19 protein-coding genes and 1 pseudogene are annotated in these 25,687 nt (G+C 56.3%); 9 read left to right on the top strand and 11 right to left on the bottom strand.

The genetic code is table 11. The annotated features are described in order from the left end of the window. Positions 1 to 647: 647 nt before the first annotated feature. The 8 genes and pseudogenes from AB0280_RS07245 to AB0280_RS07210 all read right to left on the bottom strand — a co-directional run bounded on the left by AB0280_RS07245 (position 648) and on the right by AB0280_RS07210 (position 10,721). Positions 648 to 1,493 (bottom strand): MBL fold metallo-hydrolase, encoded by an 846-nt coding sequence (locus AB0280_RS07245; RefSeq protein WP_366366646.1) that lies wholly within the window; start codon positions 1,491 to 1,493, stop codon positions 648 to 650. Between the two features lie 1,386 nt (positions 1,494 to 2,879). Continuing rightward, positions 2,880 to 4,370, bottom strand: coding sequence for a polysaccharide biosynthesis tyrosine autokinase (locus AB0280_RS07240; RefSeq protein ID WP_366366644.1), 1,491 nt, complete (start codon positions 4,368 to 4,370; stop codon positions 2,880 to 2,882). 257 nt (positions 4,371 to 4,627) lie between these two features. Continuing rightward, entirely contained in the window at positions 4,628 to 5,797 is a 1,170-nt protein-coding gene (locus AB0280_RS07235) for a hypothetical protein (RefSeq protein ID WP_366366642.1), read from the bottom strand. 164 nt (positions 5,798 to 5,961) lie between these two features. Then, positions 5,962 to 6,552 (bottom strand): glycosyltransferase family 4 protein, encoded by a 591-nt coding sequence (locus tag AB0280_RS07230; RefSeq protein ID WP_366366670.1) that lies wholly within the window; start codon positions 6,550 to 6,552, stop codon positions 5,962 to 5,964. Between the two features lie 27 nt (positions 6,553 to 6,579). After that, positions 6,580 to 7,014 (bottom strand): annotated as a pseudogene (locus tag AB0280_RS07225) (glycosyltransferase); the annotation flags it as partial. Between the two features lie 9 nt (positions 7,015 to 7,023). Continuing rightward, complete coding sequence (locus tag AB0280_RS07220) at positions 7,024 to 8,442, bottom strand: O-antigen ligase family protein (RefSeq protein ID WP_366366640.1); 1,419 nt, start codon at positions 8,440 to 8,442, stop codon at positions 7,024 to 7,026. Positions 8,443 to 8,658: 216 nt separating this feature from the next. Further along, positions 8,659 to 9,501 (bottom strand): glycosyltransferase family 4 protein, encoded by an 843-nt coding sequence (locus AB0280_RS07215; RefSeq protein WP_366366638.1) that lies wholly within the window; start codon positions 9,499 to 9,501, stop codon positions 8,659 to 8,661. 341 nt (positions 9,502 to 9,842) lie between these two features. Next, positions 9,843 to 10,721, bottom strand: a complete 879-nt coding sequence (locus tag AB0280_RS07210) for a glycosyltransferase family 2 protein (protein ID WP_366366636.1) — start codon at positions 10,719 to 10,721, stop codon at positions 9,843 to 9,845. A gap of 263 nt (positions 10,722 to 10,984) precedes the next feature. Here AB0280_RS07210 and AB0280_RS07205 point away from each other — a divergent pair, with 263 nt between their 5' ends. From AB0280_RS07205 to AB0280_RS07165, 9 genes are all read left to right on the top strand, one after another. Continuing rightward, the gene (locus tag AB0280_RS07205) at positions 10,985 to 12,124 is read left to right on the top strand and encodes a glycosyltransferase family 4 protein (RefSeq protein WP_366366634.1); all 1,140 of its coding nucleotides are present in this window, start codon (positions 10,985 to 10,987) and stop codon (positions 12,122 to 12,124) included. A gap of 649 nt (positions 12,125 to 12,773) precedes the next feature. After that, positions 12,774 to 14,021 carry a glycosyltransferase gene (locus tag AB0280_RS07200; RefSeq protein WP_366366632.1) on the top strand — a complete coding sequence of 416 codons (1,248 nt, stop codon included), beginning with the start codon at positions 12,774 to 12,776 and terminating at the stop codon, positions 14,019 to 14,021. 43 nt (positions 14,022 to 14,064) lie between these two features. Further along, the gene (gene gmd, locus AB0280_RS07195) at positions 14,065 to 15,093 is read left to right on the top strand and encodes a GDP-mannose 4,6-dehydratase (RefSeq protein ID WP_366366630.1); all 1,029 of its coding nucleotides are present in this window, start codon (positions 14,065 to 14,067) and stop codon (positions 15,091 to 15,093) included. Continuing rightward, positions 15,093 to 16,067, top strand: a complete 975-nt coding sequence (locus AB0280_RS07190) for a GDP-L-fucose synthase family protein (RefSeq protein WP_366366628.1) — start codon at positions 15,093 to 15,095, stop codon at positions 16,065 to 16,067. The genes gmd and AB0280_RS07190 overlap by 1 nt, the downstream gene beginning before the upstream one ends. Positions 16,068 to 16,113: 46 nt before the next feature. Next, positions 16,114 to 17,550: a sugar transferase gene (locus tag AB0280_RS07185; RefSeq protein WP_366366626.1), complete on the top strand. Its 1,437-nt coding sequence runs from the start codon at positions 16,114 to 16,116 to the stop codon at positions 17,548 to 17,550. 40 nt (positions 17,551 to 17,590) lie between these two features. Then, positions 17,591 to 18,904, top strand: coding sequence for a UDP-glucose dehydrogenase family protein (locus AB0280_RS07180; RefSeq protein WP_366366624.1), 1,314 nt, complete (start codon positions 17,591 to 17,593; stop codon positions 18,902 to 18,904). Positions 18,905 to 19,011: 107 nt separating this feature from the next. Further along, on the top strand, positions 19,012 to 20,781 hold the full coding sequence (locus tag AB0280_RS07175; RefSeq protein WP_366366622.1) for a DUF4012 domain-containing protein: 1,770 nt from the start codon (positions 19,012 to 19,014) through the stop codon (positions 20,779 to 20,781). 171 nt (positions 20,782 to 20,952) lie between these two features. Beyond that, complete coding sequence (locus tag AB0280_RS07170) at positions 20,953 to 21,549, top strand: LPXTG cell wall anchor domain-containing protein (RefSeq protein WP_366366620.1); 597 nt, start codon at positions 20,953 to 20,955, stop codon at positions 21,547 to 21,549. Between the two features lie 287 nt (positions 21,550 to 21,836). Continuing rightward, entirely contained in the window at positions 21,837 to 22,250 is a 414-nt protein-coding gene (locus tag AB0280_RS07165; RefSeq protein ID WP_366366618.1) for a VanZ family protein, read from the top strand. A 10-nt stretch (positions 22,251 to 22,260) separates the two neighbouring features. Here AB0280_RS07165 and galU read toward each other — a convergent pair whose 3' ends face one another. The 3 genes from galU to AB0280_RS07150 are packed head-to-tail and all read right to left on the bottom strand — an operon-like array spanning position 22,261 to position 25,676. Then, the gene (gene galU / locus AB0280_RS07160) at positions 22,261 to 23,151 is read right to left on the bottom strand and encodes a UTP--glucose-1-phosphate uridylyltransferase GalU (RefSeq protein ID WP_366366616.1); all 891 of its coding nucleotides are present in this window, start codon (positions 23,149 to 23,151) and stop codon (positions 22,261 to 22,263) included. 49 nt (positions 23,152 to 23,200) lie between these two features. Further along, a complete protein-coding gene (locus AB0280_RS07155; RefSeq protein WP_366366615.1) occupies positions 23,201 to 24,103 on the bottom strand; it encodes a nucleotidyltransferase family protein in 903 nt (300 codons plus the stop codon). Between the two features lie 7 nt (positions 24,104 to 24,110). Beyond that, positions 24,111 to 25,676: a polysaccharide biosynthesis tyrosine autokinase gene (locus tag AB0280_RS07150; protein WP_366366613.1), complete on the bottom strand. Its 1,566-nt coding sequence runs from the start codon at positions 25,674 to 25,676 to the stop codon at positions 24,111 to 24,113. Positions 25,677 to 25,687 lie beyond the last annotated feature (11 nt).

The following is a 25,687-nucleotide window of genomic DNA, read 5'->3' as shown; positions in this document are numbered from 1 at the left end:
CGGAACTCCGCCCCATAAGCCGTGGGCATGGTCAACATCCTTCCACGAGCACAAGCTCGCTAGGTCAAGGAGTCAACAAAACCCGGGGCAGTCCCGTGCTGAAGCAGAGCGGCCAAGACCACGGCCATAGAGAGCACCAGAAGAAGTGCAAGTATGGCGTAGCCCACCCATTTGGGACGGCCTTTGTGGGGGTTGATGTCGACATACGGCATAGTCAGCGTTGATTACCTCTGGGTGCGGATGCGGATGCGGGCCGGATGGGCACCCGCAATGCGCGGCGCTTCAGCCGCAGCATTTGGTGAAGAACAACGAAAGGTACTAACAGCGTGCCCAGAAGCGCGCCCAGCGCTAGGACATAGTCGGACAAAGCCACAATAATCTCCATCGGTCATAAGCTTTCTTACTGCTCTTGACCTAAGCACGTGACACATGGATTGACAAGTCACGTCAAGTGAGGACACGAGACTGCCTGTCAAACGTCTCCCCTAGGCCTTCGGGATGCTAATTGGGCCGAGCAGTGCCATGCATCTTCCACCCACAGGTAGCCCTAGCTACCTGTCTATCCAGACTCCTGTAGTAATCGAGTGCTAGCCGGGTCACTAAATTTCAGCCTATCCGCCGATGCTAGAACCCGTCACCGCGGACAGTCAGGAAAAACGCATTTTGCTATGTGCTTCCTGCGAATTTCGCCTGGTCTCTTGGAGCCGCTTGATGAACCAACGGGATTGCTCCGGACCGTAGGGCAACACGGGAATGGCTTTGGTGGCGTCATTGGGGGTATCACGGATGGGCTGTCTGGCCTGCCGCACAGCGGTCGTCATGGTATCGGCCATTGTCTTTACGTATTGGTCGCTGCACGGCTTACCGTGTCCTGGAATCAGGAACTCATAACGGCGGCGCAGCGCGGAAACGTGTCGAAGAACTTCCGCCCACTCCTCAGGGTAGGAGTCTTCAAAGGAGGGGTGGGCGCCCTGTTCCACAAGATCACCAACATAAAGAGTTGTTGGCGTCCCGACCAGCAGGTCACCCCCCGTATGCCCGCGGCCGAGGTAGAAGAGGGTCGCCGTTATGCCCCCTAGGTCGACTAAGACGGGTTGTTCCTTCACGATGGCGTTGGGCACTACGAGTTCAACGCTTTCTCCAACGCCAGCGGACATCTCAGGTTCAATCGTTTCTACGTGGCGGCGCTGCAAGTCGCCGCGCTGCTCAATCTCCACGGCGCAATTCTGGTGAGCCCAGAACTCTGTCACTCCGGCGGCGGCGAAAACAGCATTTCCGAAAAAATGGTCGAAGTGCGCATGGGTGTTGACAACAACGAGCGGCAGGTCAGTCTTTTCCCTGACGGCATGCAAGATCTCGCGACCTTGGCGGGGACCGCAGCCAGTATCGATCACCAACGCCCGTTCTGTCCCGACGATCAGGCCCGTATTCAGCAGGGAGCCTTTAGTCGTTATTACGTGGTTGTCCGCCCCGACCTCAAGCCATTCGAACATGGTTGATCCGTACCTCCCGCAAAGCAACAAGCCTTATTCTTGACCCGATTGTACTTGGCGTACGCGAGTCTGAGGGATCGCGATAGTAGTGTCAGGAAAACGATTCAAACTCGAAGATTGGGCCAGCGTTCACCCCTGCCATAGCGTGATTTGAGTACAATAGACGGCTTTGAGTGGCTCCGAAACAACCACAGTGAGGATGGAACCAACAGCAGCAGTAACGGAACGCTTACGAACCCGCCTGGTACCGTTGCCGCAATGGATGGGGACTGCCGACTCCCATTCTCACTAAGAGCACACGAACTCGCTTAATACATCTGATGCCAAGTTCCGCTGGGGTATGGGTGGTAGTAGTTGCATAGCTTCTGGTTTCACCTCTGAGCGAGGGGGACTTCGGGTCGGGCTTCCCGAGGGAAAGATCCGCGTCCACTCGAAGAACCGGTCCCAACCGCTAGGTGACCAGAGACGAAGGGGTTATACCGTACCGTCTGCTGATGGTGGAACGAGATCAAGGCGGGGATCATCACCCGCGCCACGACCGGAAAATTCCGATGCAGTAACACCACGATCAAAAAATAATTGGCGGCGTTGCAGTACTCGCTAAGCGTCCCTTTGATTTACGCCTGTTTTATGAGAAGTGAAGTGCCGGACGGCGCAGTAACGCTAGCCCAAGGGATCTCGTTTCCCCACGAACCAGGAGGTGCTAACGGACGCTCTTCGATAAACTGGGATCGGGGACAGTCCGGGCGTAGGCAGCGCTCGACACGCTTGGCCCAAATCAGGGCACCGGCCGGCCCAAACAGACAGCATCATAAAGCCGGAACCTGCCGACGCCCGTGCCCCGCCGTGACGACGCCGCTGTCAGGGAACTCGGCAAGATTGTGACCTGCGTCGACGTGCCGGACCAGGCCCGGAGCGGTCGCGGCTACGGCACGACCGTGGATGCTATCCGCTCCGAGCACAGCGCTTCGGCCCATGTCCACTACCTGCCCCGGAACAAGACAAAGAGTTAGACAGGTCAGGGTCTCTTTTGGTTGCTGGTTGCTTAGTCGCTAGCAATTCATAGTGCCTCTGACATTTTCCCTGCCGCGCCACTCCGCACCGGAAATTACAGCCAGAAAGTGTACCTAGGGAGATCCCCAATAGCTGGACTAAAGCTGTGGAAACGGAAATACCGCGCTGCTGGAGACGCACGGATGACGGCGGCGGTGGGTGTGCGCCTGGGGGTTGAACCGGGGTATCGGCCACCGCCTCCGATACCACCCCGCAGTACCGAAAGTATCGATTCGCTGTTTGGCGTAGCGAGGACCAAAACACGGCGCGCGTAGCCAGCAGCCCAACGCTGAAAATGATGAACAAAGTATGTTCAAGGCTCGAGATAAGCCGCTACTGACCCATCCCAGACTTGAATGGAAACGCTACAGCGGCTCGTTCGTCCGGTTCTCTCACCATGGGCTCATCTTCAACCACTGGGTCAGCACGCTCACTCTTGCGGCCTTTTCCCGCCAAACTAGTAGGCCGATTGTCAGTGCTGCTGCCGTAGTAGGTGTAGGCATAAGCGTCCGGCCCCTTGGAGGGCAACTGGTTTAAGACAATTCCGAGCAAGTTCGCACCGACCAACTCCAGTGATTTCAACGACTTAGCCAAGTCCTGATTTCTCAGCTTCTGAGATCCGACCACCAGTACTACACCACCTGCGTGTTGCGCCAGCACGGCAGCATCAGTGACTGGCAAAAGGGGTGGCGTATCGACTATGACTGTGTCAAATTCCCTCTCAAGCTCTTCCAAGAGGTCCTTCATCGCATCCGAGCCCAGAAGTTCGCTGGGATTTGGAGGGACGGTCCCGGACGTCAGGACAAAGAGATTGTCGTCGCCCCAGTGCTGAAGCAAATCAGTTACATGGGCCTGGCCTATAAGAGCGGTTGTAAGCCCAGCAGATCTGTCCAGACCGAGATAGTCGCCAACCATTGGCCGCCGCAAGTCGGCATCCACGAGGCACACAGTCTGTCCAGCTTGCGCTAGAGATATTGCGAGGTTAGTGGCCGTTGTCGTCTTTCCTTCGCCAGGCAGCGAAGAAGTCAATAGGACGGTCTTGGCATGCCCAGCAACGTTCGCGAAGTGCAGGTTCGTCCGCAACTGTCGAAACGTTTCGGCTCGGGAACTCTGGGGAGTTCCCTGTGTCAGTAGCGGCTTCCTTGCGGCGTCCGGATCAAACGCAATGCCACCAAGCAACGGAGCGTCCGTGACCTGCTTCAGGTCATCCTCGCCTCTTACTTTACTGTCGAGCATAGTCCTCAACACCGCCGACGTGACACCAATTACCAATCCGAGAATCAGTCCCATCAGGAGATTCACCCGAGTATTAGGTGTTGACGGAGTCATAGGCGCCTGTGCGGGTTCAATGACTGAGAGCGAAACTGCCGTAGGACCACCGGATTTTGGTTTTTCCAGGACGTCGACGACTCTTATCAGGCTGTCAGCTACAGCTTCTGCTGTAGCTGCTGCACGAACTGAGGACGAGTCCGTCACCGATATGTTTATGATGACGGTGTTTACATCGCTGGTGGCTTTGATTCTGGCAGCTAACTCATCAGGTCGAACATCGAGTCCAAGCTGGTCGATCGCAGGTTGCAAAACGATCGGAGTAGTTACCGTCCTCACGTACGACTGCACACGCGCTTGACTGAAGGTATTTCCCTGCTGCAGCTCTGCTAGCGACCCGCTGGTTTGTGCCGCGACAAACAACTGAGTTGTGGCCATGTAGGTGGGCTTCATAAGCATCGAGGCTCCGCCCGCAACGACCACCCCCGAGAGCGTCAGTGCCGCAATCAAAATCCAGTTGCGGTGGAGAATACGTAGGTAGTCCCGGATATCCAAGCTGGGGTCCCCCCTGTAGAGACTTATGGCAGCCCCAGAGAGAGTGCCACCAGAACGGCGAGTTTTGCGCTGTTGGAACAATTATACCGGCCTTTCTTCACCCACCCCGACCACCCAATGACCCGCTCACGCACCCGGTGGGGCGCGTGTGATACTGCGCGAATTCTTTGTAATCACCGCTGCGGAGCGCCGACAGACAGGCTGTCATGGAGGGGTATCAAGCCCAAAGCCTAATTTGGGTCCGGTATTACTAGTTTCTACGTGTCCGCTGCGCGACGGGTAAATTCCAGACGCGAACCCGACAATAAGCAGATGAACTGCGTCACAAGTAGCGGAACAGCTTGGGATGCCATGAAGAGAGCTGCCTCGAATACGTTTCCTAGATCGAACCAGAACAAGCCAGATAGGCACCAAAGAGCGGTCATAGGCAAAAAAATCCAACTCCACTTAAGCCACCCACGGGAATGATTTAGGGTAACGAGCGCATTCCCAATATTTATAGACGCGGAACCCACTGCCACGACAATCAAAGGCAACTCAAGGCCAGCATACTGCGGACCCAAAACATGCACCAGAAAATCGGCAAAAATGGCAACAACTGCCACGAGGAAAACAGCGCAAAGCGAATAGGCGCCAAGGACTTTGGCATACAGTCGGAGAACTCCGGAACCAGCCGCGCCCGACCTTGCTAACAGACCGGCGCCTATGTCTGTCAAGACGGCGTTTAGAACGGCGAATACCAAACCGAATCGAGACAACGCGGCTATGTCAGCAAGCACGAAGGCACCCCCGACTAAGCCCAAAAAGAGGTACAAAAGTTGCCCTTGCAGGACGAATGGGAAATTCATCGGCATAGTCTGCTTTAGGCTTTTCGAGAACCTGCGAACATCAGCCTGAAGTACGGGTGCACTGTAATCAATTTCACGATTAGATTTGCGTTTCAGCAATGCTGCCTCGAGAATTGCGGTCACGAGTCCTATAACCAACAATACAAAAACATCAGCATGCCGTAACATCACGAGCGGCATGACTAGAGCAAATCGAACCGTGGCAGAAGCAAGGGCAACACGTTGAAGGGTCTTGACGTCTTGGACAAGTCGGAGATGGACCTGGTAAACGCCTTTAGAAAGAATTGGTATAAAAGTAAGGGTTGCAAGCAGCGCGAAAAGGAGCGAAGCGACAAGACTCGACCCAGTTTGAATCAGTGCCAACAAAAGCACTAGGTTACCAAGAACACCGACCGCGACGCCAAGCTTGCGGCGGAAGCGTAATCCTCCCACGAACAAGGAACTCATCCGAAGTCGGTCATTCCTAAAACGACCTCCCATGGATAGCAGGACACTAGAAAGCCCCGACTCGGAGAGGGCAGTCATGGCCGCCAATAAGGCCACGATGACCGTGTAGTGAGCGTAAGACTCCTTGTCCATGGCTCCCACTATCGCAAGTCCCGTTACGAAGGCCAGAATCTGGACAATTCCTTGAGTGGAAACGAATTTGAGTAGGATCGGAGTCCACTTTTTGAAACCGGAAAAGCGACGGGGAGACTGACGCATATGCCGGGCCTGGACTTGTGACACTTTAGAGGAAATCACTAGCCTGCCTTGGTTGTCGAAGACCCGTATTCACGACGCGCGTCGATCAGAATAGCGAGATAACCATTTACCATTGCTTCCGGAGTGTGTCGTTCTAGGTGCTGATTTCGCGAAATTGAGAAATCTTCCCCTCGTGGCGGCCTCAGGAGAGCATGCTGGATACCGTTGGCGAGTGCATCCGCGTTGTTGTTAGGAACGACGGTACCGCAATTGCCGATGGCTTCAGGTAGCCCACCGTTCTCTGTTCCGACTATGTAGCATCCGCAGGCAGCACCCTCAAGGGCAACCACGCCAAAAGGTTCGTTCCAGACCGACGGGATAACCATAATGTCGTGTCTATTCAATACCTCAACCAATTTCTCGCCTTTTACCACTCCTGAGAAGCTGACTTGACCCGTGAGGCCCAGGACCTCAGTCAGCTTCTCGAGAATAGCTCTCTGGTGCCCGTCTCCAATGACTGTCAGTGGCGGCTGGATACCTTCTTGCTTGAGTTGATGAAGAGCCTGCAAGAGCACATGGACGCCCTTTCCGGGAACCAACCGCCCCACGAAAACCAGCGATCCGGGAATGCGGTCCACCTCGGACTTCATGCAAAAGAGCCCAGCGTCATAGCCGTTGGGCACGACGACTGACGGCAATCCATTGTCCTGCGCTAGTGCTGAACTCGCAGAAATCCTTGTCGCTAAGCGCAAGACCAAAATTTTAAGCCGGTCCACCAGGCTCCGTCGTCCATCGTTCCGCCTTATCCAAGTGTGGGTGGCCACGACCCAGGGCCGACGGTATAGAAGGATCGGCCACGCGTACCGAACGCAAATGTTGTTATGAAAAACTACATCCGCATTCGCAACGAGCCTTGCGACTTGGCGGAGCGCCGGCCGTCTCGACACCTTGTAAGTTAAGTTGTCATCTTGGCGCGAGGTCGTCGAGGCGCTCCGAGTCATAACGACAACTTCGTGCCCGGCCGAGCTAAATCCTCGTGCGAGAATCTCGGACATAGCTTCTATGCCACCAACATCTGGGGAGAACCCATGCGAAACGAGGAGTATTTTCAAGTTTCATTCCTAATTGCAAATACGGCCAGAACCGGATCCGGCATCATTCGGCCCACTGGAAAACCCCGTGGTAGCCGGGAGAGTTCCCGCACAGTCGCGAGTATTCTGGTCTCCCATAAACCGAAAACTTAGAATTAGCATTGACATGCAAATGGAGAAGAAGGCCTGAGCCGAAGGGAATTGGGTGATTTGACCGTACAGAACCACGGGGACCAGGCAAGCCGCGAGCAAGACAGAAGCGAGAGGCCTGTCCTTGAAGCGCAGAACCAATGCAACGCAGAGTCCAAGGCATGCGACGATTCTCGTATACGCCAGAATAGTGCCAAAGAATCCCAGTTCGGCGACCCACTTCAAGCTCTCGGTTTCGATCCATGGACCGGCTGAACCCACTGATATGCCGGCCATACTGTGACTTCCAGCCCCCTCGCCCAGCAGCGTGGGAGAAACCAGCGCGAAATCGAAAATTTGACTCAAGACTCTGTCTCCGGTGTCCTCACTCCTTGAAGCATTGTCGAATCTGGCAAAAAAGGACTCAAACACGGCAGGAAATATTGAACTAGCCACAAAATACAAGCCTAGGGTAAGAAAAGCAATGAGAACCACATTCCTGACACCCGCGCCCCTGCGTAAGAGCAACTGATAAACACCATAGGCACAAAGAACTACGCTAAAAGCCAGGACGGTCCCCCGAGCTCCGGAAATAAGCGTTATTATGGGTGCAGATACTAGCGCTATAATTGCTAAGAACTTGCGATGCCGACGTTGGTGAAGCACCCACAAACACGCTGCCAGGCTGAGCGGAACATATAGTGTCAGCCCTGAGGGGGCACTGAAGCTTCCACTAGCGCGAACGATAGAGCCATTTACAAAGTAGGCAACATCGCTGCCCACTTCCTTGTTAATCCAAGCGGATTTACTGCTCATCACTTGGGCAGCAGCGAGAGCTAATTCAACTGGTGCATAGAAAATAATTACGCGAGTCACCTTTGTGAGAAGGTCAACACCACCGTGAATCCAGACGGCGTAGGCCAACAAGATTGGAGCAAGGTAACTTCGCAATCCAACAACAGCCACCTTTAGGGACACCACTCCAGAGATGACTTGGATGCCACAGAGAATGACCAGCAAGAGTGCTAGGAGCCAAAGAAAGATACCACTTTTTCGATTCCGTACTCGACTAAAGAGGACGATAACCATGAGGCCGGCCACCATGATGGCGTCCCTGGCGATATACATGATTTGCTCTGTGCCAGGCACCCATTTTCGAACTGCGCCTTCTATGATCCACAAATGAACGTAGATCAGAGTCAAAACAGATACAAATTGCGGCGTTCCCATAAGTCCATGCGGTAGGGCGTCGATAACGTTGCCCCATCCGGAATTGCGCGCAACTATAGACGTCCTACTTTTCAATGCGGCTTCCTTCACCAAATCGCTCCACCCATTAAGCCGCCTCGTAGTCGCCCACACACGGCATCCACTCACGCTTTCGGCGCCGATGCACCCATACTCTCAGGCCGCGGGAAGGAGAATGTCGGCCCTTTGGCAGTTCAGTCTACACATCGCTTCGAGCGAGCAACAAAGAAGTCCCACTGCCTTTGAGCGTGAGCCTTGTCGTGGAAGAGATACGACGAACCACCACCCCTAGTAGATTGCAGAATCGTAAAGCAACCTCAGCTTTTCGGCAGCAGACCTCCATGAGAGAGCAGCAAAGGCAGAATCAATGGCTGCGCTCGCCGCGGGATCGATACTACCCGGACGCCCGCACACTTCCAGTACTGCCGAGGCCCAGGCTTGGGGGTCGCGCCCGAAAACTATCCGTTTGTGGCTTTCTGGCAGATACTCCGCGATTCCCGTCTGATCGCTACATACAAGGGGCAGCCCATGGTAAACCGCCTCTGCTGGCGCCAGGCCAAAAGATTCAATGGATGGGAGGATGATTGCACCATGAGAAGAATATGCATCCCGAAGCTCACGCTTGCTCAGGACTCCAACATAATCCACAGCCTTCTGAGCTGAGAGCCAGCTCTTAACCTCGGGTGACATCACTCCTGCAACCGTGAGGCGGAAGGGATGTCCTAGTAACTTGACGGCTGCCACGGCTACATCCAGGCCCTTGAATGCGTCGGATCGCCCGACATAGAGCAACGACGTTGCGTTTCGCCTCATTGCCTTTCGCGGTAACTGAGGCCCAATTCCGATGGGAGTGACACGCACTTTATCTGGATCGTAGCCACGTTCTACAAATGAAGACTTTGCCGCCTCCGAATATACTAGGATGAAATTTGACCGCTCATATTCAAAGTTGAGAATGTCACCGATGGGGTCGGGCCTCCCATTTATGGGATAATTTTCTAGAACTTCAATCTCTTGTTCGTAAACCGCGTGATGGAAGTTGCGTCGCTCGCAAATAGAAAAACTAAATTCCTTTTTTTGGAGCGCCTTGTAGCCCAGCCCTTCAGAAAAATGAAGGAAATCGTAGTTCATGGCTGCAATCGAGGCCTTCCGCGCGTAAGCAGCTGTCACATGTCGTATAGCTGCAGGGTGAACCCGCATACCCAAGCGTGTCAGAGAAGGCAGTACCAATTGCGCGGAACCTAAAGAATGGACTACATGCTGGCCCTCGGAGGGCTCCCTGGCCCTTCTGCTCAGTACGTCAAGTAAATGCTGTGGCACACCTATTTTCGCGAAGCGACTGAGTTCGTTTTCAGTGACTTCAAATCGTCTTACCAGTCCTACCGATTCAAACGTCGACTGCATCGCCATGAGAACATGGTCATAGTGGTACACATTGGTTGCATGGAGTGCACGCATGGGATGGGTCATGTCTATTCAGCACTCTGCTTTGTAGGGCTAACCTGACGCACGTGAGAGATCAGTATCTTACTCAGAGCCTTTGCGTACGAAGCACCAACGTAAAGGGGCCACCCTCTACCACCGTGCTTTCTGTTGTACAGGACGTGGCTCCGGAATGGATATCCCTTTCGGCCAAAAAGTAGTCCAACTCGTTGCAAGAAAGGCAGGCTGTTATCCACCCAGGTGGAACTAACGGGATTAGTTTCACATGTTCCAAAATAACCAGCAGCTAGTACCGAGGTAAAACCTCTCGCTTTCGCACGGAGACCATAGTCGATGTCCCCATAGGCGTGCGCAAAGCGACCGTCAACCCCACCCAAAACCTCATAGATTTTTCGAGGAATCAGGACTAAGTTGCCGTGGAATGCGTCGACCACGCACGGTTTTTCCTCAGGGGAAATCATCTGAAGGCCGCCAGGCCAAGGCCTCGTTTTCAACATTCCACTGTACGTTGTCGCGGAGTCCACAGCGGACCGCATAGCTCCAACAACTATGCAGTCGTCACCAGATTCCCGTGCTGTAGCAAGCAGTCTGGTGACAGCGTCGCAACACAATTCTACGTCGTCATTTACCCAGAGAATCCAATCCGGAGCCTCCCTGGAGGCCTCTGTGTGAGCCAACGCCATTCCGCCGGACCAGAACAAGTCGCCTGATCCGGATATCAAATGCATATTTTCTGGAAATTCCGACGAAAGAGCGGCGGGTGTTCCATCCTTACTGAGGTCGTCTACGACAAAGTAGTCGAGCGAAAATTCGGCGGAAAACCCCTTTTGTTCCTGCAGCGAGCGAAAGCATCGGAGACTAGTTTCTACGCGATTGTAAACTGTAGCGATGACACTAATGCGTTCCATTTAGATCCTTGTTTGGGGAGTGCAGCCACTCACGTCGAGGCCGGCCCGGCAAGCCGAGCGGTGCGTACCTGGGAAGCAGGCTGGCGCGCTGCTATCCTAGTCATAGTATTCAGTACTGCTTGGTAAGTTGAACACGGCAGCAAGACGCCGAAAAAATTTGCCCTCTCGTACCCCCACCCCCTATCGGGCGGTATGTTGCGCGCTTTTACGCGCTAGGTCCGTGGATCCGGGAGCAGAACCTAAGTAGAAAGTGGAATTCGCCGGTGATTTCTGGACGAGTTTTAAATGTCGTGACGCTAGCAAGCGCCACAGGCAAGTATGGCGGCCCTTACGATACATCGCTCAGGCAGACGGTACTAGCCTCGGGGATCGGATTTGATTGTGTTCTCTTTTCTGGGTTCCTCGAGGGCGATGAGCCGATTCCAGATACGAACGACGCGGCTGTCCGTATCGCCTTTCATCCGGTAAGACGGGTCTTGCCACTGCCTGGCTTCATGGGTCTACACTCGCTTCGCGCGCTCAAAGCCCTAGCAATCGAGGTATGGAAGTCGGAAGTCACGCACGTCTCTGTTGCTCGTGAGTTGATTCCCATCTCTGCGGTGGTGTTCACCCTTATTTTGCGGAAACGTCTAGTCGTTCAGACTCACGGCATGATGACGTCACGTACGAGTATGGGGCACAAGGCTGTGGACTTCTTTTTGCGACCGCTACTTCGACGCGCGCATGTAACAGTTGCGCTAACTTCTGTCGAGGCAACCGATTTAGTCACATGGTTCGGGGACGAAAGGCAGAAGATAAAGATATTAGGGAATCCCCTTCCCCTAGACCTGAAGATTCCGCTGACAAGGACCCTACCTAAAGGTGACGTCCTTTTCATCGCACGTCTTCATCCACGTAAGCGTGTGGACCTATTTGTGGACGCTGCGGCTGTCGCCCGTGCCAAGGGCTGGGAAGAGAAATACGCTGTGGTTGGTCCGGACGAGGGGGACTTGAGTGTTGTCACGCGCGCAATTGAACGGGCCGAAAACCTCTCTTATGAAGGAACGTTGACTTCTTCTGGCGTAACAGCCAGAGTTGCGGCCTGTGACGTCTTCGTTCTGCCCTCCGAGCGGGAACCATGGGGGAACGTATTGGCTATTGCGATCGCCTGCGAGAAACCGGTCGTAGTTCCAGAATCTGCCGCCTTGGCTGAGAAGGTACGCCGCTATAAGGCAGGAATCGTAGTGCCGGACAATGACTCGTCGGCTATCGCAAATGCCGTTCATTTCTTACTTTCAAGACCTAAAGAATATGCTGCTGCCAGCGAAGGGGCAGCCGCATTTAGAGAATCTGAACTCTCGCACTCGCAACAGGAACGTGCATTCAGGGAACTGTACGGGACTCGGACAAGCACCTTGAATTAGGCACCGTGAGTGTCAAAGCGGCGACTAACATTCACCAGGCTTGAAGATTTCACGACGCTGTTCGCTTCTACGCGACCCTGCACAACTGATTGAGGCGAAACAACAGCCGATCGTCCTATGCTGGCCCCGCCTAGTACTACGCATCGACTGGTGATCCATGCCCCCGGTTCAATGATTATGGGTCTGGTGATGAGGGCCATGTCCCGACGGTAGGCATGGCTTCCGGTGGTGAGAAACGTTTCCTGTGAAATGACGACGTCGTTTCCGATATAGATGTGATCCTGATTGTGGAACCACACCCCTTCGCCGATCCAAGACGAATGACCAACGTGAAGTTTCCACGGAAACTTCACCCGGGTACGGGGTCGGAATATGACATCAGCTGCAATTTCGGCTCCGAAGGCTCTCAGCACAGCGACGCGCAGTCGAGACGAGACTTGCCATGGATTCGATACGAAGAGGATTTCAGCTACCGCCCACGCGTATACGATCCATCGAGGCCTGTCCCAGGCTTCTCCTGCCCCGGGAGCCGATTGAAGATCAATGACAGGGATCTGGCTCGTTGCGTTTTCTGCTGACTCAGGTGGATTCATTTACATCTCCAAAGGACGAGGCGCAAGCTTCCCCGAGGCTCAACTACTCTTGGGGCATGGATGCAGCACGCTTAAGAATAACGATACTAGGACTCAACTATGCTCCTGAGCCCACCGGCAACGCCCCCTACACCACTAGTTTGGCAGAGGGCTTGGTCGAAGCAGGACATTCAGTTCATGTTGTAACCGGCTATCCCCACTATCCAGAGTGGAAACTCCGGGATGACTACTCGGGATGGAAACGAGAAGAGATCATCAACGGAGTTTCTGTTCAGCGTCTAAGGCACTACATTCCAAGAAATCCCAGTGCCCTATCACGCCTGCATATGGAGCTTAGCTTTGGTTTGCGCCTCCTGTTGGCACGATGGAACCGGCCCGACGTAGTCCTTGTCATCAGTCCGGCACTTTTTTCCAGCGCTCTGGGCATTGTACGAGCGCGTCTAGGACCTCGTCGCGCGGCGGTCGGCATCTGGATCCAAGACTTGTACAGCCGGGGAATCGTGGAAACGGGCGGCGACAGCGGAAGCAGATTGGCGGGCCTCGCGTCGTCGTTCGAATCCAAGGTTATTCGCTCCGCTGACGGGGTGTCGGCCATTCATGAGCGATTCAAGCGTCATATGGTCAGGTCTCTCGGAGTCCCTCCTGAACGCATCCGCGTTATTCGCAATTGGACCCACCTGCCGCCCTCTTCTAGCTCCGGTACAAGTGAGATGCGACATCGGCTTGGTTGGCACGCCGACGACGTCATCGTCCTTCATGCCGGAAATATCGGGAAAAAGCAGGGGCTCGAAAATGTTGTGAACGCCGCGGCTTTCGCCGGTTCCAAAGCAAGTCGCGTCCGCTTTGTTCTGATGGGTGACGGGAACCAGCGCCACCGCTTGGAATCGCTGGCTGCGGGGATCGAAAAGATTCAGTTCATTGATCCACTACCGGATAGGGATTTTCAACTGGCGCTCGCAGCAGCAGATGTCCTCCTAGTTAACGAGTTACCCGGAGTTAGAGACATGGCTGTACCCAGCAAGCTGACCTCCTATTTCAATGCCGGCGTCCCTGTCATTGCAGCGACTGACCCTGGTAGCGTCACAGCTTCTGAGGTAGAGCTATCCGGGGGCGGCGTTCGAGTGGACGCTGCAAATCCAGTCGCTTTGGTCGAGATGGCAGAATCAATTGCCCGTGACCCTAGCATCGCAGCCAAACTCGCGACCAACGCTCTGCGCTTTCGCCACGAAACATTGGCAGAGTCAACGGCGATCGCCAAGTATGATGACTTCATAACGAGTCTCGCGTGGTCGCGCCGCCGGTAGGACGGGCGACTCTTGCACTTAAGATCAATTTTCTGGGGGTACCTTGACCAAGCGCGCACTAATTACGGGAATAACAGGCCAGGACGGCTCTTATCTGGCAGAACTACTACTTTCCAAGGGTTACGAGGTGCATGGCCTTATCAGGCGCGCCTCAACTTTCAACACCACAAGAGTTGACCACCTTTACGTTGATCCTCACGATCCCAAAGCCAAGCTGTTCCTTCACTATGGAGATCTGAGTGACGGAGCTCGGCTTGTGACATTACTTGCGGAGATCAATCCCGACGAGGTCTACAACCTGGCCGCTCAGTCGCATGTTCGCGTATCGTTCGATGAGCCAGAGCACACCGCCGACACAACGGGTGTCGGTACTATCAGGCTCCTGGAAGCTGTCCGTATGTCCGGGATCAAAACTCGCTTCTACCAGGCGTCTTCAAGCGAAATGTTCGGTGCGACTCCTCCTCCGCAAAACGAAGAAACGCCCTTTTACCCTAGGTCGCCGTATGGCGCGGCGAAGGTCTACAGCTACTGGATCACCAAAAATTACCGTGAGGCGTACGGCATGTTCGCGGTCAACGGGATTCTGTTCAACCACGAGTCGCCCCGACGAGGCGAAACTTTTGTGACGCGCAAGATCACGCGCGCCGTCGCGGCCATAAAGGCGGGTAAGCAAGACTTGCTCTATATGGGTAACTTGGACGCGGTCCGCGACTGGGGGTACGCCGCCGAATATGTCGAGGGAATGTGGCGGATGCTTCAGGCGGACGAACCTGACGACTTTGTGCTCGCGACCGGGGGGAATTACACAGTACGGGACTTCCTTCAAATTTCCTTCGAGCATGCAGGCCTGAATTGGGAAGATCACGTGCGCTTCGATGAGCGATACCTTAGGCCTACAGAGGTAGATGCACTAGTCGGTGATGCATCAAAGGCGCAGGAAAAACTTGGTTGGAAGGCGTCAGTCCACACGCCTGAGTTGGCACGCATCATGGTCGATGCCGACATCGAGGCTCTCAAGCACGCCGGCAACCATTGGATTGACACCGTGAACCTTGAAAGCTGGAAGAACTAGTGTCAGACCATGTCGAGTCCATTGCCGACAAATTGGATAGGGAATCAACCTTTTATGTGGCGGGACACCGCGGCCTCGTGGGATCCGCGATCTGGCGAAAGCTCAGGAGTGAGGGGTTTGTCAACCTGGTAGGTCGGTCGTCGACCGAGCTTGATCTCAAGAATCGTGAAGCGGTTTACGCATTTTTTGCCGACAGCAAGCCCCGCTATGTAGTGCTGGCTGCGGCTAAAGTCGGTGGCATTCTAGCCAACAGCTCCTACCCAGTTGATTTTCTGAGCGACAACTTGCGGATACAGACGAACGTTATGGATGCTGCGCGTGAACATGGCGTCGAGCGGCTCCTGTTCCTTGGCTCCTCGTGCATCTACCCCAAGTTTGCAGATCAACCGATTCGTGAGGATTCTCTCCTGACGGGTCACTTGGAACCGACCAATGATGCGTACGCGATCGCTAAAATCGCAGGGATTACGCAGGTTCAGGCTGTGCGCCGCCAGTACGGGTTGCCCTGGATATCTGCTATGCCAACCAACCTTTACGGACCGGGAGACAATTTCTCCGCTGAGGGATCTCACGTTCTGCCCGCGCTCATCCGGCGCTATGATGAGGCGGCCAAGTCCGGCGCTACTTCAGTAACAAATTGGGGAACGGGATCGCCGTTGCGAGAATTCCTGCACGTGGACGACATGGCGGATGCATGCCTTCATCTGCTGGAGAACTACGACGGCCCTTCTCAGGTCAACGTTGGAACGGGATCGGACGTGTCGATCAAAGAACTAGCATCGATCGTCGCGAACGCTGTTGGTTACGCGGGAAGGATTGAGTGGGACGAATCCAAGCCTGATGGTACGCCTAGAAAGCTCCTTGACGTCTCGAAACTGTCAGAAGCTGGGTGGAAAGCGTCCATAGACCTCGAAGAGGGAATACGCTCGACTGTCGCCTGGTATCGGGCGAACATCGACAATATCCGCAGCTAGGAGTAAAGGCTGCCTATTTCAAAAGCTCAAAAGGTGGGGGACTTTGGTGAAAGATGTGCGCGACTGGCGGGCAAGCTGTGGCCGGCAATTGCGTATAATCGATGCGTTCGTGATTGCATGGGCCGTTGCTGGTGCTTACGTCGTCCGTTTTGGATGGGGATCGGATCTCGTCGTCTCGGGGCAAGAAGCTATTTACGCATGGCTTTCGCCTATTCTTGCTTTCGCTTGGTGGGTGATGCTAGGGGCGTGGAACAGCAGACAAAGCCGGATTTTAGGCGCGGGTCCGGACGAATATAAACGTGTTGCGGCCGCATCGCTGTGGCTGTTCGGTCTGGTCGCAATCGTGTCTTACGTTCTCAAACTCGACACGGCCCGCGGCTATGTGGGAGTGGCTTTGCCGGCAGGGCTTTGCGGCCTACTCCTGGCGCGTTGGCTCATTAGGCAACACCTGAACGTGGACCGACAACTGGGCCAGAGTATGTCACGACTTATGTTGCTTGGCGGTCCCAGCGCTGTTGCCCACCTTGCTCGGTCTCTCCGATCCGCCAAGCATGCCGGTTACCAGCCTGTTGCCGTATACACGCCCAACGTTCCTGGGGTTCCCTCGCTTGAACCGGAGTCTGGATTACCTGTCGTAGGAAACCTACCTGACGCAGCGTCAATTGTGGCAGCAATCGAAGCATGCAGCGCTGACGCCGTTGCAGTTTCAGCAGGTGTGCAGTTGCACCCACAGGTCTTACGCCACTTGGGCTGGGAACTTGCGGCACGCAACGTAGGACTCATTATGGCGCCGGCGCTGACGGACATCGCAGGCCCGCGCATCCATACTCAACAGGTGGCTGGGCTCCCGCTTATTCACGTGACCACACCTACGTTGGAGGGCGGTCAGCGAGTGGCAAAGCGTCTTTTCGACATCAGCGTTTCATCGGTCCTCATCGTCGCCCTACTGCCGATTATGGCTACCGTCGCCCTTCTAATCAAGATCCAGGATCAGGGTCCCGTGCTGTTCAGGCAGAGTCGTGTGGGCATGGAGGGAAAGCCATTTCAAATGCTTAAGTTCCGCTCCATGGTCACAAACGCCGAAGAAAGGCTGATCCTCCTCAAGGACCGAAATGAGGGAAACGGTGTACTTTTCAAGATGAAAAATGACCCGCGAGTGACCTCGGTCGGGCGCGTTTTGAGAAAGTTTAGTCTTGATGAATTGCCCCAACTTTTCAATGTCTGCGCGGGATCGATGAGTCTTGTAGGTCCCCGCCCTCCTCTCCCCTCAGAGGTCGAGGAATACGAGCAAGACGTTCGCCGCAGGCTCCTTGTTAAGCCAGGTCTCACTGGACTCTGGCAAATCAGCGGCCGTTCCAACCTCTCGTGGCAGGACTCCGTTCGGCTTGACCTGTACTACGTGGAGAACTGGTCGTTGGCCGGCGACCTACTTATCCTCATGAAGACCTTCCGCGCTGTATTCCGAGGTGCTGGAGCCTATTAGGTCTCCGCGGCTAGTAACCGCCGGGGAAAGGACACTATTAATGCGAATCTCGGTTATTGGCTGTGGCTACCTGGGAGCCGTTCATGCAACCTGTATGGCAGAGCTTGGCCATGAGGTAGTGGGCATCGACGTGGACGAAAACAAGGTTGCCGAACTGGCTGCAGCCCGGGCACCGTTCTTTGAACCAGGATTAGAAGCCCTACTGAAGAAGGTACAGACTACAGGGCGCCTCACTTTCACGACTGACATGTCCGCCGCGAAAGGGAGCTCCGTGCACTTCATATGCGTGGGTACTCCCCAGAAGAAGGGTGAGAACGGCGCCGACATGTCTTATGTTGATGCGGCGACCAGGACACTGCTGCCGTATTTGTCAGCCGACGACATCGTCGTCGGTAAGTCGACCGTTCCAGTTGGCACGGCAGCGAGGTTACATGAGGTTGTTCAGAGTGCTGAACCTTCGGCAGAATTGCTGTGGAATCCAGAGTTCCTCCGTGAAGGGCACGCCGTGTCGGACACCCTTCAGCCTGACAGACTTGTGTATGGCGTCCTGAGCGGCGCCGAGGATCATCCTGCAGTTCATCTATTGGACCAAGTCTATGCTGCACCTTTAGAAACTGGTACACCGCGACTTGTCATGGATCTACCGACCGCGGAATTAGTGAAGACAGCTGCAAACTCTTTTCTTGCAACGAAGATCTCGTTCATCAACGCCATGGCTGAACTCTGCGACGCTGCCGGGGCTGACGTTACCCTGCTGGCAGACGCCATAGGCATGGATAGTAGGATCGGTCGCCAGTTTCTCAACGCTGGTATCGGATTCGGGGGTGGATGCCTTCCGAAAGACATCCGGGCGTTCATGGCGCGAGCCGGCGAGCTCGGCGCCGACCAAGCATTGGCGTTCCTACGCGAGGTTGACTCAATCAACATGCGTCGTAGGGTACGGGTGGTAGAACTAACGCGCGAACTTTGCGGTGGTTCTCTGCTGGGACAGCGCATCACCGTTCTCGGTGCTGCCTTTAAGCCGGAAAGCGATGACGTCCGCGATTCGCCCGCATTGAGCATCGCTGCTCAGCTGCAATTACAAGGCGCTGTTGTAACGGTTACAGATCCTGAAGCACTCGCCAATGCCGCCCGTCGTTTCCCAGACCTGAACTACGTAAATTCGACTGACAGTGCATTGCAGCGAGCCGACGCGGTTCTGCTGTTAACCGAGTGGCAGGATTACCGAGACCTGGATCCCTACGTGACAGCAGCCCTTGTATCAACTCCCAGGATTTTGGATGGCAGAAACGTCCTAAATTCCACCAAGTGGCGCACCGCGGGGTGGAAGTACCGTGGACTCGGTCGTCCCTAACAATGGACACCGAGAATCGCGAAAAAAGAACAATGTCTGAAGAGCGAACAGATCAAGGGAACATGTCAAGGGGTAGGCTCAAGCGAGTTCTGAGGTTGGCGATCCCAATGATCGTCCTGGCCGCGGCGCTGGCAACAGGAGCAGCTTGGCTCGCGATCAGAGCCAATACGGTGGAGACCGAGCTGAGAGCCGCCACGGCACTCATCCCGCAGCTCAAGCAAGAGATCCTCGCTTCAGATGAAGTGGCCGCCGCCAGTACCGTGGCTAGGCTTCGTCAGCACACCTCCAGCGCTCGGGAGGCCGCCGATGATCCGATATGGACGTTATCGTCAGGAATACCACTCCTCGGCCCGAACGCGAGTGCCGTCACTGAGATTGCAAGATCTGCCGACGACGTTGTGAACCTGGGTCTAGCCCCTCTTGTAAGCGTCTACGAATCCCTGCACTGGGACAGCCTGTTACCAAGCAGTTCGGGCAGCAACGTTGCCCCACTAAAAGCCGCCGCTCCGAGTGTATCGTCAGCCTCATACGCCGTTCGAGCATCGTCTGAAAGACTCGATTCAATCGATCAATTACAACTCATGCCCCAAATTGCGGCGCCCCTACGGGAGGCAAACGCAGAGCTGAAGCAAGCAGTTAGTACCCTTAATTCCGCCGCGGATGCCGCCACGCTTGCACCCGCGATGCTTGGGGGCAACAGCACCAAGAACTACTTGCTCATCATACAGAACAACGCGGAAGCGCGGGCGTCTGGCGGCATACCCGGCGCCGTCGCTGTGTTGACTCTCGATAAAGGCAAGCTTTCGCTTGGCGCTCAGACAAGTGCTGCAGACTTGGGGGCCTTCGTTCCAAATCTTCCTGTTGAACCGGAGCAGCAACAGATCTACACGTCGCGATTGGGCAAGTACATGCAGGACGTGAACCTAACACCTGACTTCCCCACCGCTGCCGGTACCGCACGGGCCATGTGGGAGAAGAAAACTGGTCAACGCCTGGATGGCGTGATATCCATCGACCCGATCGTCCTCAGTTACATATTGCAGTCCACAGGCCCAGTTGTAATTAATGGTCCCGAACTTGCTGCCGTGAAGGCAGCTGGCTTGCCGACCGATTTGACCGGGGACAATGTTGTGCCGACACTGCTCTCTGACGTATACGCGAAAATCAAGCAACCAAAGTCGCAAGACGAATATTTTGCCGGCGTGGCTAAAGAAATCTTTTCTGCCCTTTCCAGCGGTAAAGGAGAAGCGAAGGGCCTGATCGCAGGTATTACGCGAGGCACAGAAGAAGGGCGAGTGCTGATTTGGTCTGCGGACAACTCCGAACAGGCCGTAATCTCCAAGTACGCATTGAGTGGCGCTGTATCCGGGCCGAGCGTTTCCCCTGCCCAGTTTGGCGTCTACTTCAACGACGGTACGGGCGCCAAGATGGACTACTACGTAAAGCGCAGTGTTCAACTCATCAAAGAATGCCCCATTGATGGCTACGAAAAGACTAGGGTTCGCGTAACGAGCACTAACACTGCGTCGCCGGACGCTGCTACGTCGTTGCCCGCATATGTCACCGGTGAAGGCATTTATGGTGTTACCCCAGGCACGGTGCAAACTAACATCGTTGCCTACGGCCCGGCGCAAGCAAACGTGGAATCCGCCATGCTCAACGGCAAAAAGGCTCCTTTTGCCCCCTATTTACATGCCAACAGACCAGTTGGAATCGTCGCCCAGCAACTCGCTCCTGGTGAGACCAAAACCGTGGAGTTCGCTTTTGGCAAAATCGTTCAGCACGCCGAACCTAACTTAGTTGTCACACCCACCATTCAGCAGGTAAAGGAAGTCATCTTGCCAACGGAGACCACTTCCTGCGGCGAGGGCCAGTGACCATTGCGTTAACACTATGTAAACCGATTGGATTGAGGTTGGTTACACCCGTTCCGGGATGGTACCTTCTACTTGGGATATCTATCCGTGGTTCCGCACTTGGTCTCGTGCGGAGGGGACATCTCCCCAAAATCGGGTAATCAAAACTTAAACGTCTCCGGGGGGACACACATGAAGAAATCAATCGCCGCGCTCGCACTTGCTGGCTCCATCGCACTCATTGGTTCCGCTCCGGCCATGGCCGCAACCTACCCGGCACTTCCGCCGCAGGCCGCTGTCTCTGACGGCACCGTCGGCCCGGGCGAATCCTTCGTCTTCCGCGGCCAGGGCTTCCTCGCCGGTGAACGACTGATCATCCGCGTGACGCCAGGGCAGGCTCCGGCGTCGAACGGCGCCAACATCGCCGGCAGCCGCGCCGTTGCAGCCCGAATCAACGTTGTGGCCGAGGCACAGACTCTCACGACCACAGCTGATTCACAGGGTGCTTTCTCCCTGCCGATCGCCATCAACGAACCTGGGACCTACTCCATCACAGCCACGGGTGAAACCTCCGGTGTCACCGTTGGCCCCGTCGTCGTGAAGGTCACCCCCGCCGCCTTGGTTGCCAACGACAACTCAGCTGTGGCTAAGGCTGGCTCAAACCTTGCCAACACGGGCACCGACTCGGGCTTGGTCCTTTGGACTTTGGTTGGCGCTGGCGCGCTGGCCGCCGGCGCAACCTCCGTTGTAGTGGTTCGCCGCCGCGCCAAGGCTGAGCTTCCCGCCTAAGTAGAAGGGTTCATAACGCCAACGAAGGTGGGTGCATCTCCGAAAGCGGGGATGCACCCACCTTTTGCTTCGTGTGGTAATTATTTGAACTATGGGAAGACATTGGCGCAGAACAGCACGGGAGTACGACTTGTCCGTCCCACTCCCCCGTCCACAGGTGGTGGGCTGCGCCCTTCTCGTACTCCTCGCGGCCTGCTCCCTGAGAACTGCGGTGTTCGCCCCCCTGCGGACGCCCTGAGGCCTTGTTGAAGCACCTACGTAACCAAAGGCTGTGGCAGACTACTCTCATGGCCATGGCGGTGCCGTTGGCCCTTGTCGCGTTCTGGCCGTCACCCGTGGACAAGCCCATCTCAGGACAACTCGCGGCCACGCTGGGATTCCTGCACCACCACGGCGTTCCCCGCTGGATCAACTACACCATTGTAGAGGCCGGAGCAAATATCGCCCTATTCATTCCCGTCGGATTTGTAGCCGCATTGGCCTTTCCACTTAAAAAATGGTGGCAAATCGGCGCGTTCGGCATGCTCATCTCCGGCTGCATAGAACTGGGACAGTTCCTGTTTCTTCACGATCGTTTTGCAAGCCCGTCAGACGTCATGACAAATACTTCAGGGGCTGTCATCGGCGCCTTGGTGGCCGCCCTGTCGATGCAAGAAGGGAGGGCCGCCGCCTTCCGGCAACGGACCTCCCAGGAAAAGTAAAGCCTCGGAATTACCCGATGAAGCCCTTCATCCAGGTCTTCAGGTCCTCGCCGAATTCCACGCGCTCGGACGCGAGGGTGATGACGGCCTTGAGGTAGCTCAGCTTGTCACCGGTGTCATATCGGCGGCCCTTGAAGACCACACCGTACACACCGGAGCCTTCGCCCTCGCCAGCGGCAAGAGTCTGCAGCGCATCGGTCAGCTGGATCTCGTTGCCGCGGCCCGGCTCCGTGTTCTCCAGGACGTTGAACACGTTGTGGTGAAGCACGTAGCGCCCAATAACGGCCAGGTTGGACGGCGCGTCAGCAACAGCAGGCTTCTCCACCAGGCTGTTGACACGGACGTAGTCCTCGCCTTCAACGACTGAGATGTCTGCGCAGCCGTAAGCGCTGATCCGGGAGGGATCAACCTCGATCAGAGCGATGACCGAACCGCCGGTCTTCTGCTGCACCTCCATCATGGTGCTCAGCAGGTCCTCGGCCTCGTCGATGAGGTCGTCACCCAGAAGCACGGCGAAGGGCTCGTCACCCACGTGCTGCTTGGCGCAGAGCACAGCGTGGCCCAGGCCCTTGGCCTCGCCCTGGCGGACGTAGTGGATGGGGCCCAGATTGGAGGCGTACTCCACCAGTCCCAGCTTGTCCTTGTCGCCCTTGGCCTCCAGGGCGGCTTCGAGGCCGGGTTCCCGGTCGAAGTGGTCTTCCAGAGCACGCTTGTTGCGGCCCGTAATCATCAACAGGTCAGAGAGGCCAGCGTTGATCGCTTCCTCCACCACGTACTGGATGGCCGGGCGGTCAACCACCGGCAACATTTCCTTCGGCATTGCCTTGGTGGCGGGCAGGAAGCGTGTTCCCAATCCGGCAGCAGGAATGACGGCTTTGGTTATAGCTTTCCCCGTAGTCATAGGTGAACCTTAACAAATTTGTTGGTCTAATCGGGAATTGGAAGCGAAGTCATCGGAGGCCACGAAGGTTTCGCACCATGCGCGGAGCTGCACGTAGAAACCTCCACCACCGGGCACCATGCTGGTCAAGTCGTCCCGGAAGAGACATGTCGGCGTAGATATTTGCGCTGAGTAGCACTTCCCGCGGTGGAAAGATCGCAGCCCAAAGCATACGGGATTTGTCCCTCCAAGATGCCTGCGCGATGGCAATGAGCCGGGCGCTCCCAGGCGCCTGCGCGGCAACACGGTTGTGCCACTCTCGCGAGGGCTCAGGCCATACCGCGGTAGTGGCTTCGGGCAGAAGACCCTCGAGGAAGGGCCTGACGGCCGCCAAGGCGCCCGTGGCTGAAGCGAGCTCCAGGAGCGCCTCCGCCAATGATTCCCGCCACGTGAGCACGGCTAAGTACTCAAGCTCCTCCCGGCAGGCCGGCAGGTCGCGCGACCGTAGTGCGTGCAACGCCAGAAACAAGATGCCAAGAGCCTTCGAAGGGACCCTAAGCCGTTGCCCTGCGAGCTCCACGTGGACAGTGTTTGCCCACAACGCCGTGAAACACTCATGGGCGGCTCCTTCCATCCCAGGGAAGCGAAAATGGACATCGATACAACAGGGCCACGCTGAATGGTGGACCGTGACCGAGTGCTTTGGGAACGTCCTATCATCCGGGTCGACAGGGCGTTGCCGCCATCCGCGTTCATAGAGCCCCTGCAGCAAGTCCTCTATCCTGGTGGGGTCCACGAAAACGTCCACATCGGCAGATATTTTGGCTTTGCGCAGCCCTTGAATCACACTGGCTGGTCCCTTGATAAAGAAGACTCGAATGCCCAAGCTGTCCGCCAGCCGCCCCACGAGGGCATGGCCCAGGAGCACGCCCTCCGGGATCCTGAGCTGAGCTTCGTGGCCGGTGGAAGTCATGGCGCGCCTAGATCCTGGCCCTACGGCCGCCGAGGGCGGTTTCCAATGTGCCGCGGGTATCCGCAGCGGAAAAATCGTCGACCGCTTCCGGTTCCTCAGGCGACGGTGCGGGCGCCGAGGTATAAGTCCCGTAATAGGAGTAAGCGTCCGTGCCTTTAGTGGGAACGTAGTTGAGAACAGCTCCCAAGACCCGCCCCTTGACCTTTTCAAGGTTGCCCAAGGACTGGTCCAGCTGTTCCTGGGTGGTCCTGCCGGCGCGAATCACGAGAATGGCACCGTCTGCTGCCCGGGAAAGGACGGCAGCATCCGTCACGGGAAGAAGCGGCGGCGCGTCGATCAGGACCACTGCATCCTTGGCCAAGGCATCGAGCATATTCTTCATAGCCCGGGATCCGAGCAGCTCGCTGGGGTTTGGTGGGATGCGCCCAGATCCCAGGACTGAAAGGTTAGGCAGCGCGCCCCAGGGTTGGAGGACATCAGCGAGCTCGGCGGTGCCCGTAAGCACGTCGGTGACCCCTACCCCGGGGACAAGGTTGAAGACGTCCACCAGCGTGGGCCGCCGAAGGTCGCCGTCGACCACCACCACGTTTTCACCCGCTGCCGCCATAGTGACTGCCAGATTGGCCGTGACAGTGGATTTTCCCTCTGCCTGCAGTGAGCTGGTGACCACGATGATCCGCGGCGGCTGATCCACGTCAAGGAAGCTGAGGTTGGTGCGCAGCTCGCGGAGGGCTTCAGCCATGGCACCACCAGCATCATGAAGTTGTGCTGCGGTTCCCGCATCCACAATGGTGCTCTTCCCATCCAAGCGGTGGTCCACCGGCAAGATGCCAATGACGGGAACGCCGAACCTTCGCTCAATGTCCGCAGCCTTCCGGATCCGCCGGTCCAAGTGCCGCCGGACCAACGCGTAAGCCACACCCAAGGCCAGCCCGACAAGAGCGCCGAGGGCCAGGTTGAGCTTGGTGTTAGGCGACGTGGGGCTGGTGGGCAGGACGGCCTTGCCGAGTGGCAGGACACGGACAGCCGTGGCTGTGCTCCCTGAGGCCCCGGCCTCGGGCGTTGTTCCAGCACCTGACGCGAGATCTGCGGAGGGCGCCGTCTCGATCGCCTCCACCTGGGCGGCGAGGCCGTTGACCCAGGCATCGGCCACGCGCTGGGCAGTGGCAGGATCTTTGGATTGTGCGGTGACCCTGATCTCGGCCGTGTCCAGCGGCACTTTGACGCTGATGGTGCCCAGCAGGGCATCGGCAGTCGTCTTCAGGTCCAGGGCTTGGATGACCCGGTCCGCGACGAGCCGCGATTTGGCCACCGACTCGTAGTTCTTGACCTTGGCCTTAGCCAGGCTGTCACCGGCCAGCGCCAGGCTCACGTTGTCCGACCCCGGCGTGACAACAATCCCGCTGGAATCCGAGGAGTAAATCTTGGGCTGGAGAACAGTCCATGCGGCGGCTGCCAGGGTGGCAAGCAGGGTGAAGGCGACAATTGCCTTCCAGTACACCCGAAAGACATTCAGGTAGTCAGCCAGATCCAGGCCCGGAGGTGCTTCCGCAGAAGCTGCTGTTGCTGTCATAGTGGTTCCTT

Source organism: Pseudarthrobacter sp. 902506025, from assembly GCF_040702325.1.
Taxonomy (GTDB): Bacteria; Actinomycetota; Actinomycetes; order Actinomycetales; family Micrococcaceae; genus Arthrobacter.
This window is presented reverse-complemented; position numbering and strand designations above follow the sequence as displayed.

Excerpts from the sequence above, each read along its gene's own strand:
- AB0280_RS07165 (WP_366366618.1), top strand. The coding sequence starts at position 21,837 with ATGGCCATGGCGGTGCCGTTGGCCCTTGTCGCGTTCTGGCCGTCACCC.
- AB0280_RS07200 (WP_366366632.1), top strand. The coding sequence starts at position 12,774 with ATGGATGCAGCACGCTTAAGAATAACGATACTAGGACTCAACTATGCT.
- AB0280_RS07230 (WP_366366670.1), bottom strand. The coding sequence starts at position 6,552 with ATGAAGTCCGAGGTGGACCGCATTCCCGGATCGCTGGTTTTCGTGGGG.
- galU (WP_366366616.1), bottom strand. The coding sequence starts at position 23,151 with ATGACTACGGGGAAAGCTATAACCAAAGCCGTCATTCCTGCTGCCGGA.
- AB0280_RS07235 (WP_366366642.1), bottom strand. The coding sequence starts at position 5,797 with ATGGACAAGGAGTCTTACGCTCACTACACGGTCATCGTGGCCTTATTG.
- AB0280_RS07150 (WP_366366613.1), bottom strand. The coding sequence starts at position 25,676 with ATGACAGCAACAGCAGCTTCTGCGGAAGCACCTCCGGGCCTGGATCTG.
- AB0280_RS07210 (WP_366366636.1), bottom strand. The coding sequence starts at position 10,721 with ATGGAACGCATTAGTGTCATCGCTACAGTTTACAATCGCGTAGAAACT.
- AB0280_RS07215 (WP_366366638.1), bottom strand. The coding sequence starts at position 9,501 with ATGAACTACGATTTCCTTCATTTTTCTGAAGGGCTGGGCTACAAGGCG.
- AB0280_RS07175 (WP_366366622.1), top strand. The coding sequence starts at position 19,012 with ATGATCGTCCTGGCCGCGGCGCTGGCAACAGGAGCAGCTTGGCTCGCG.
- AB0280_RS07180 (WP_366366624.1), top strand. The coding sequence starts at position 17,591 with ATGCGAATCTCGGTTATTGGCTGTGGCTACCTGGGAGCCGTTCATGCA.
- AB0280_RS07245 (WP_366366646.1), bottom strand. The coding sequence starts at position 1,493 with ATGTTCGAATGGCTTGAGGTCGGGGCGGACAACCACGTAATAACGACT.
- AB0280_RS07170 (WP_366366620.1), top strand. The coding sequence starts at position 20,953 with ATGAAGAAATCAATCGCCGCGCTCGCACTTGCTGGCTCCATCGCACTC.
- AB0280_RS07155 (WP_366366615.1), bottom strand. The coding sequence starts at position 24,103 with ATGACTTCCACCGGCCACGAAGCTCAGCTCAGGATCCCGGAGGGCGTG.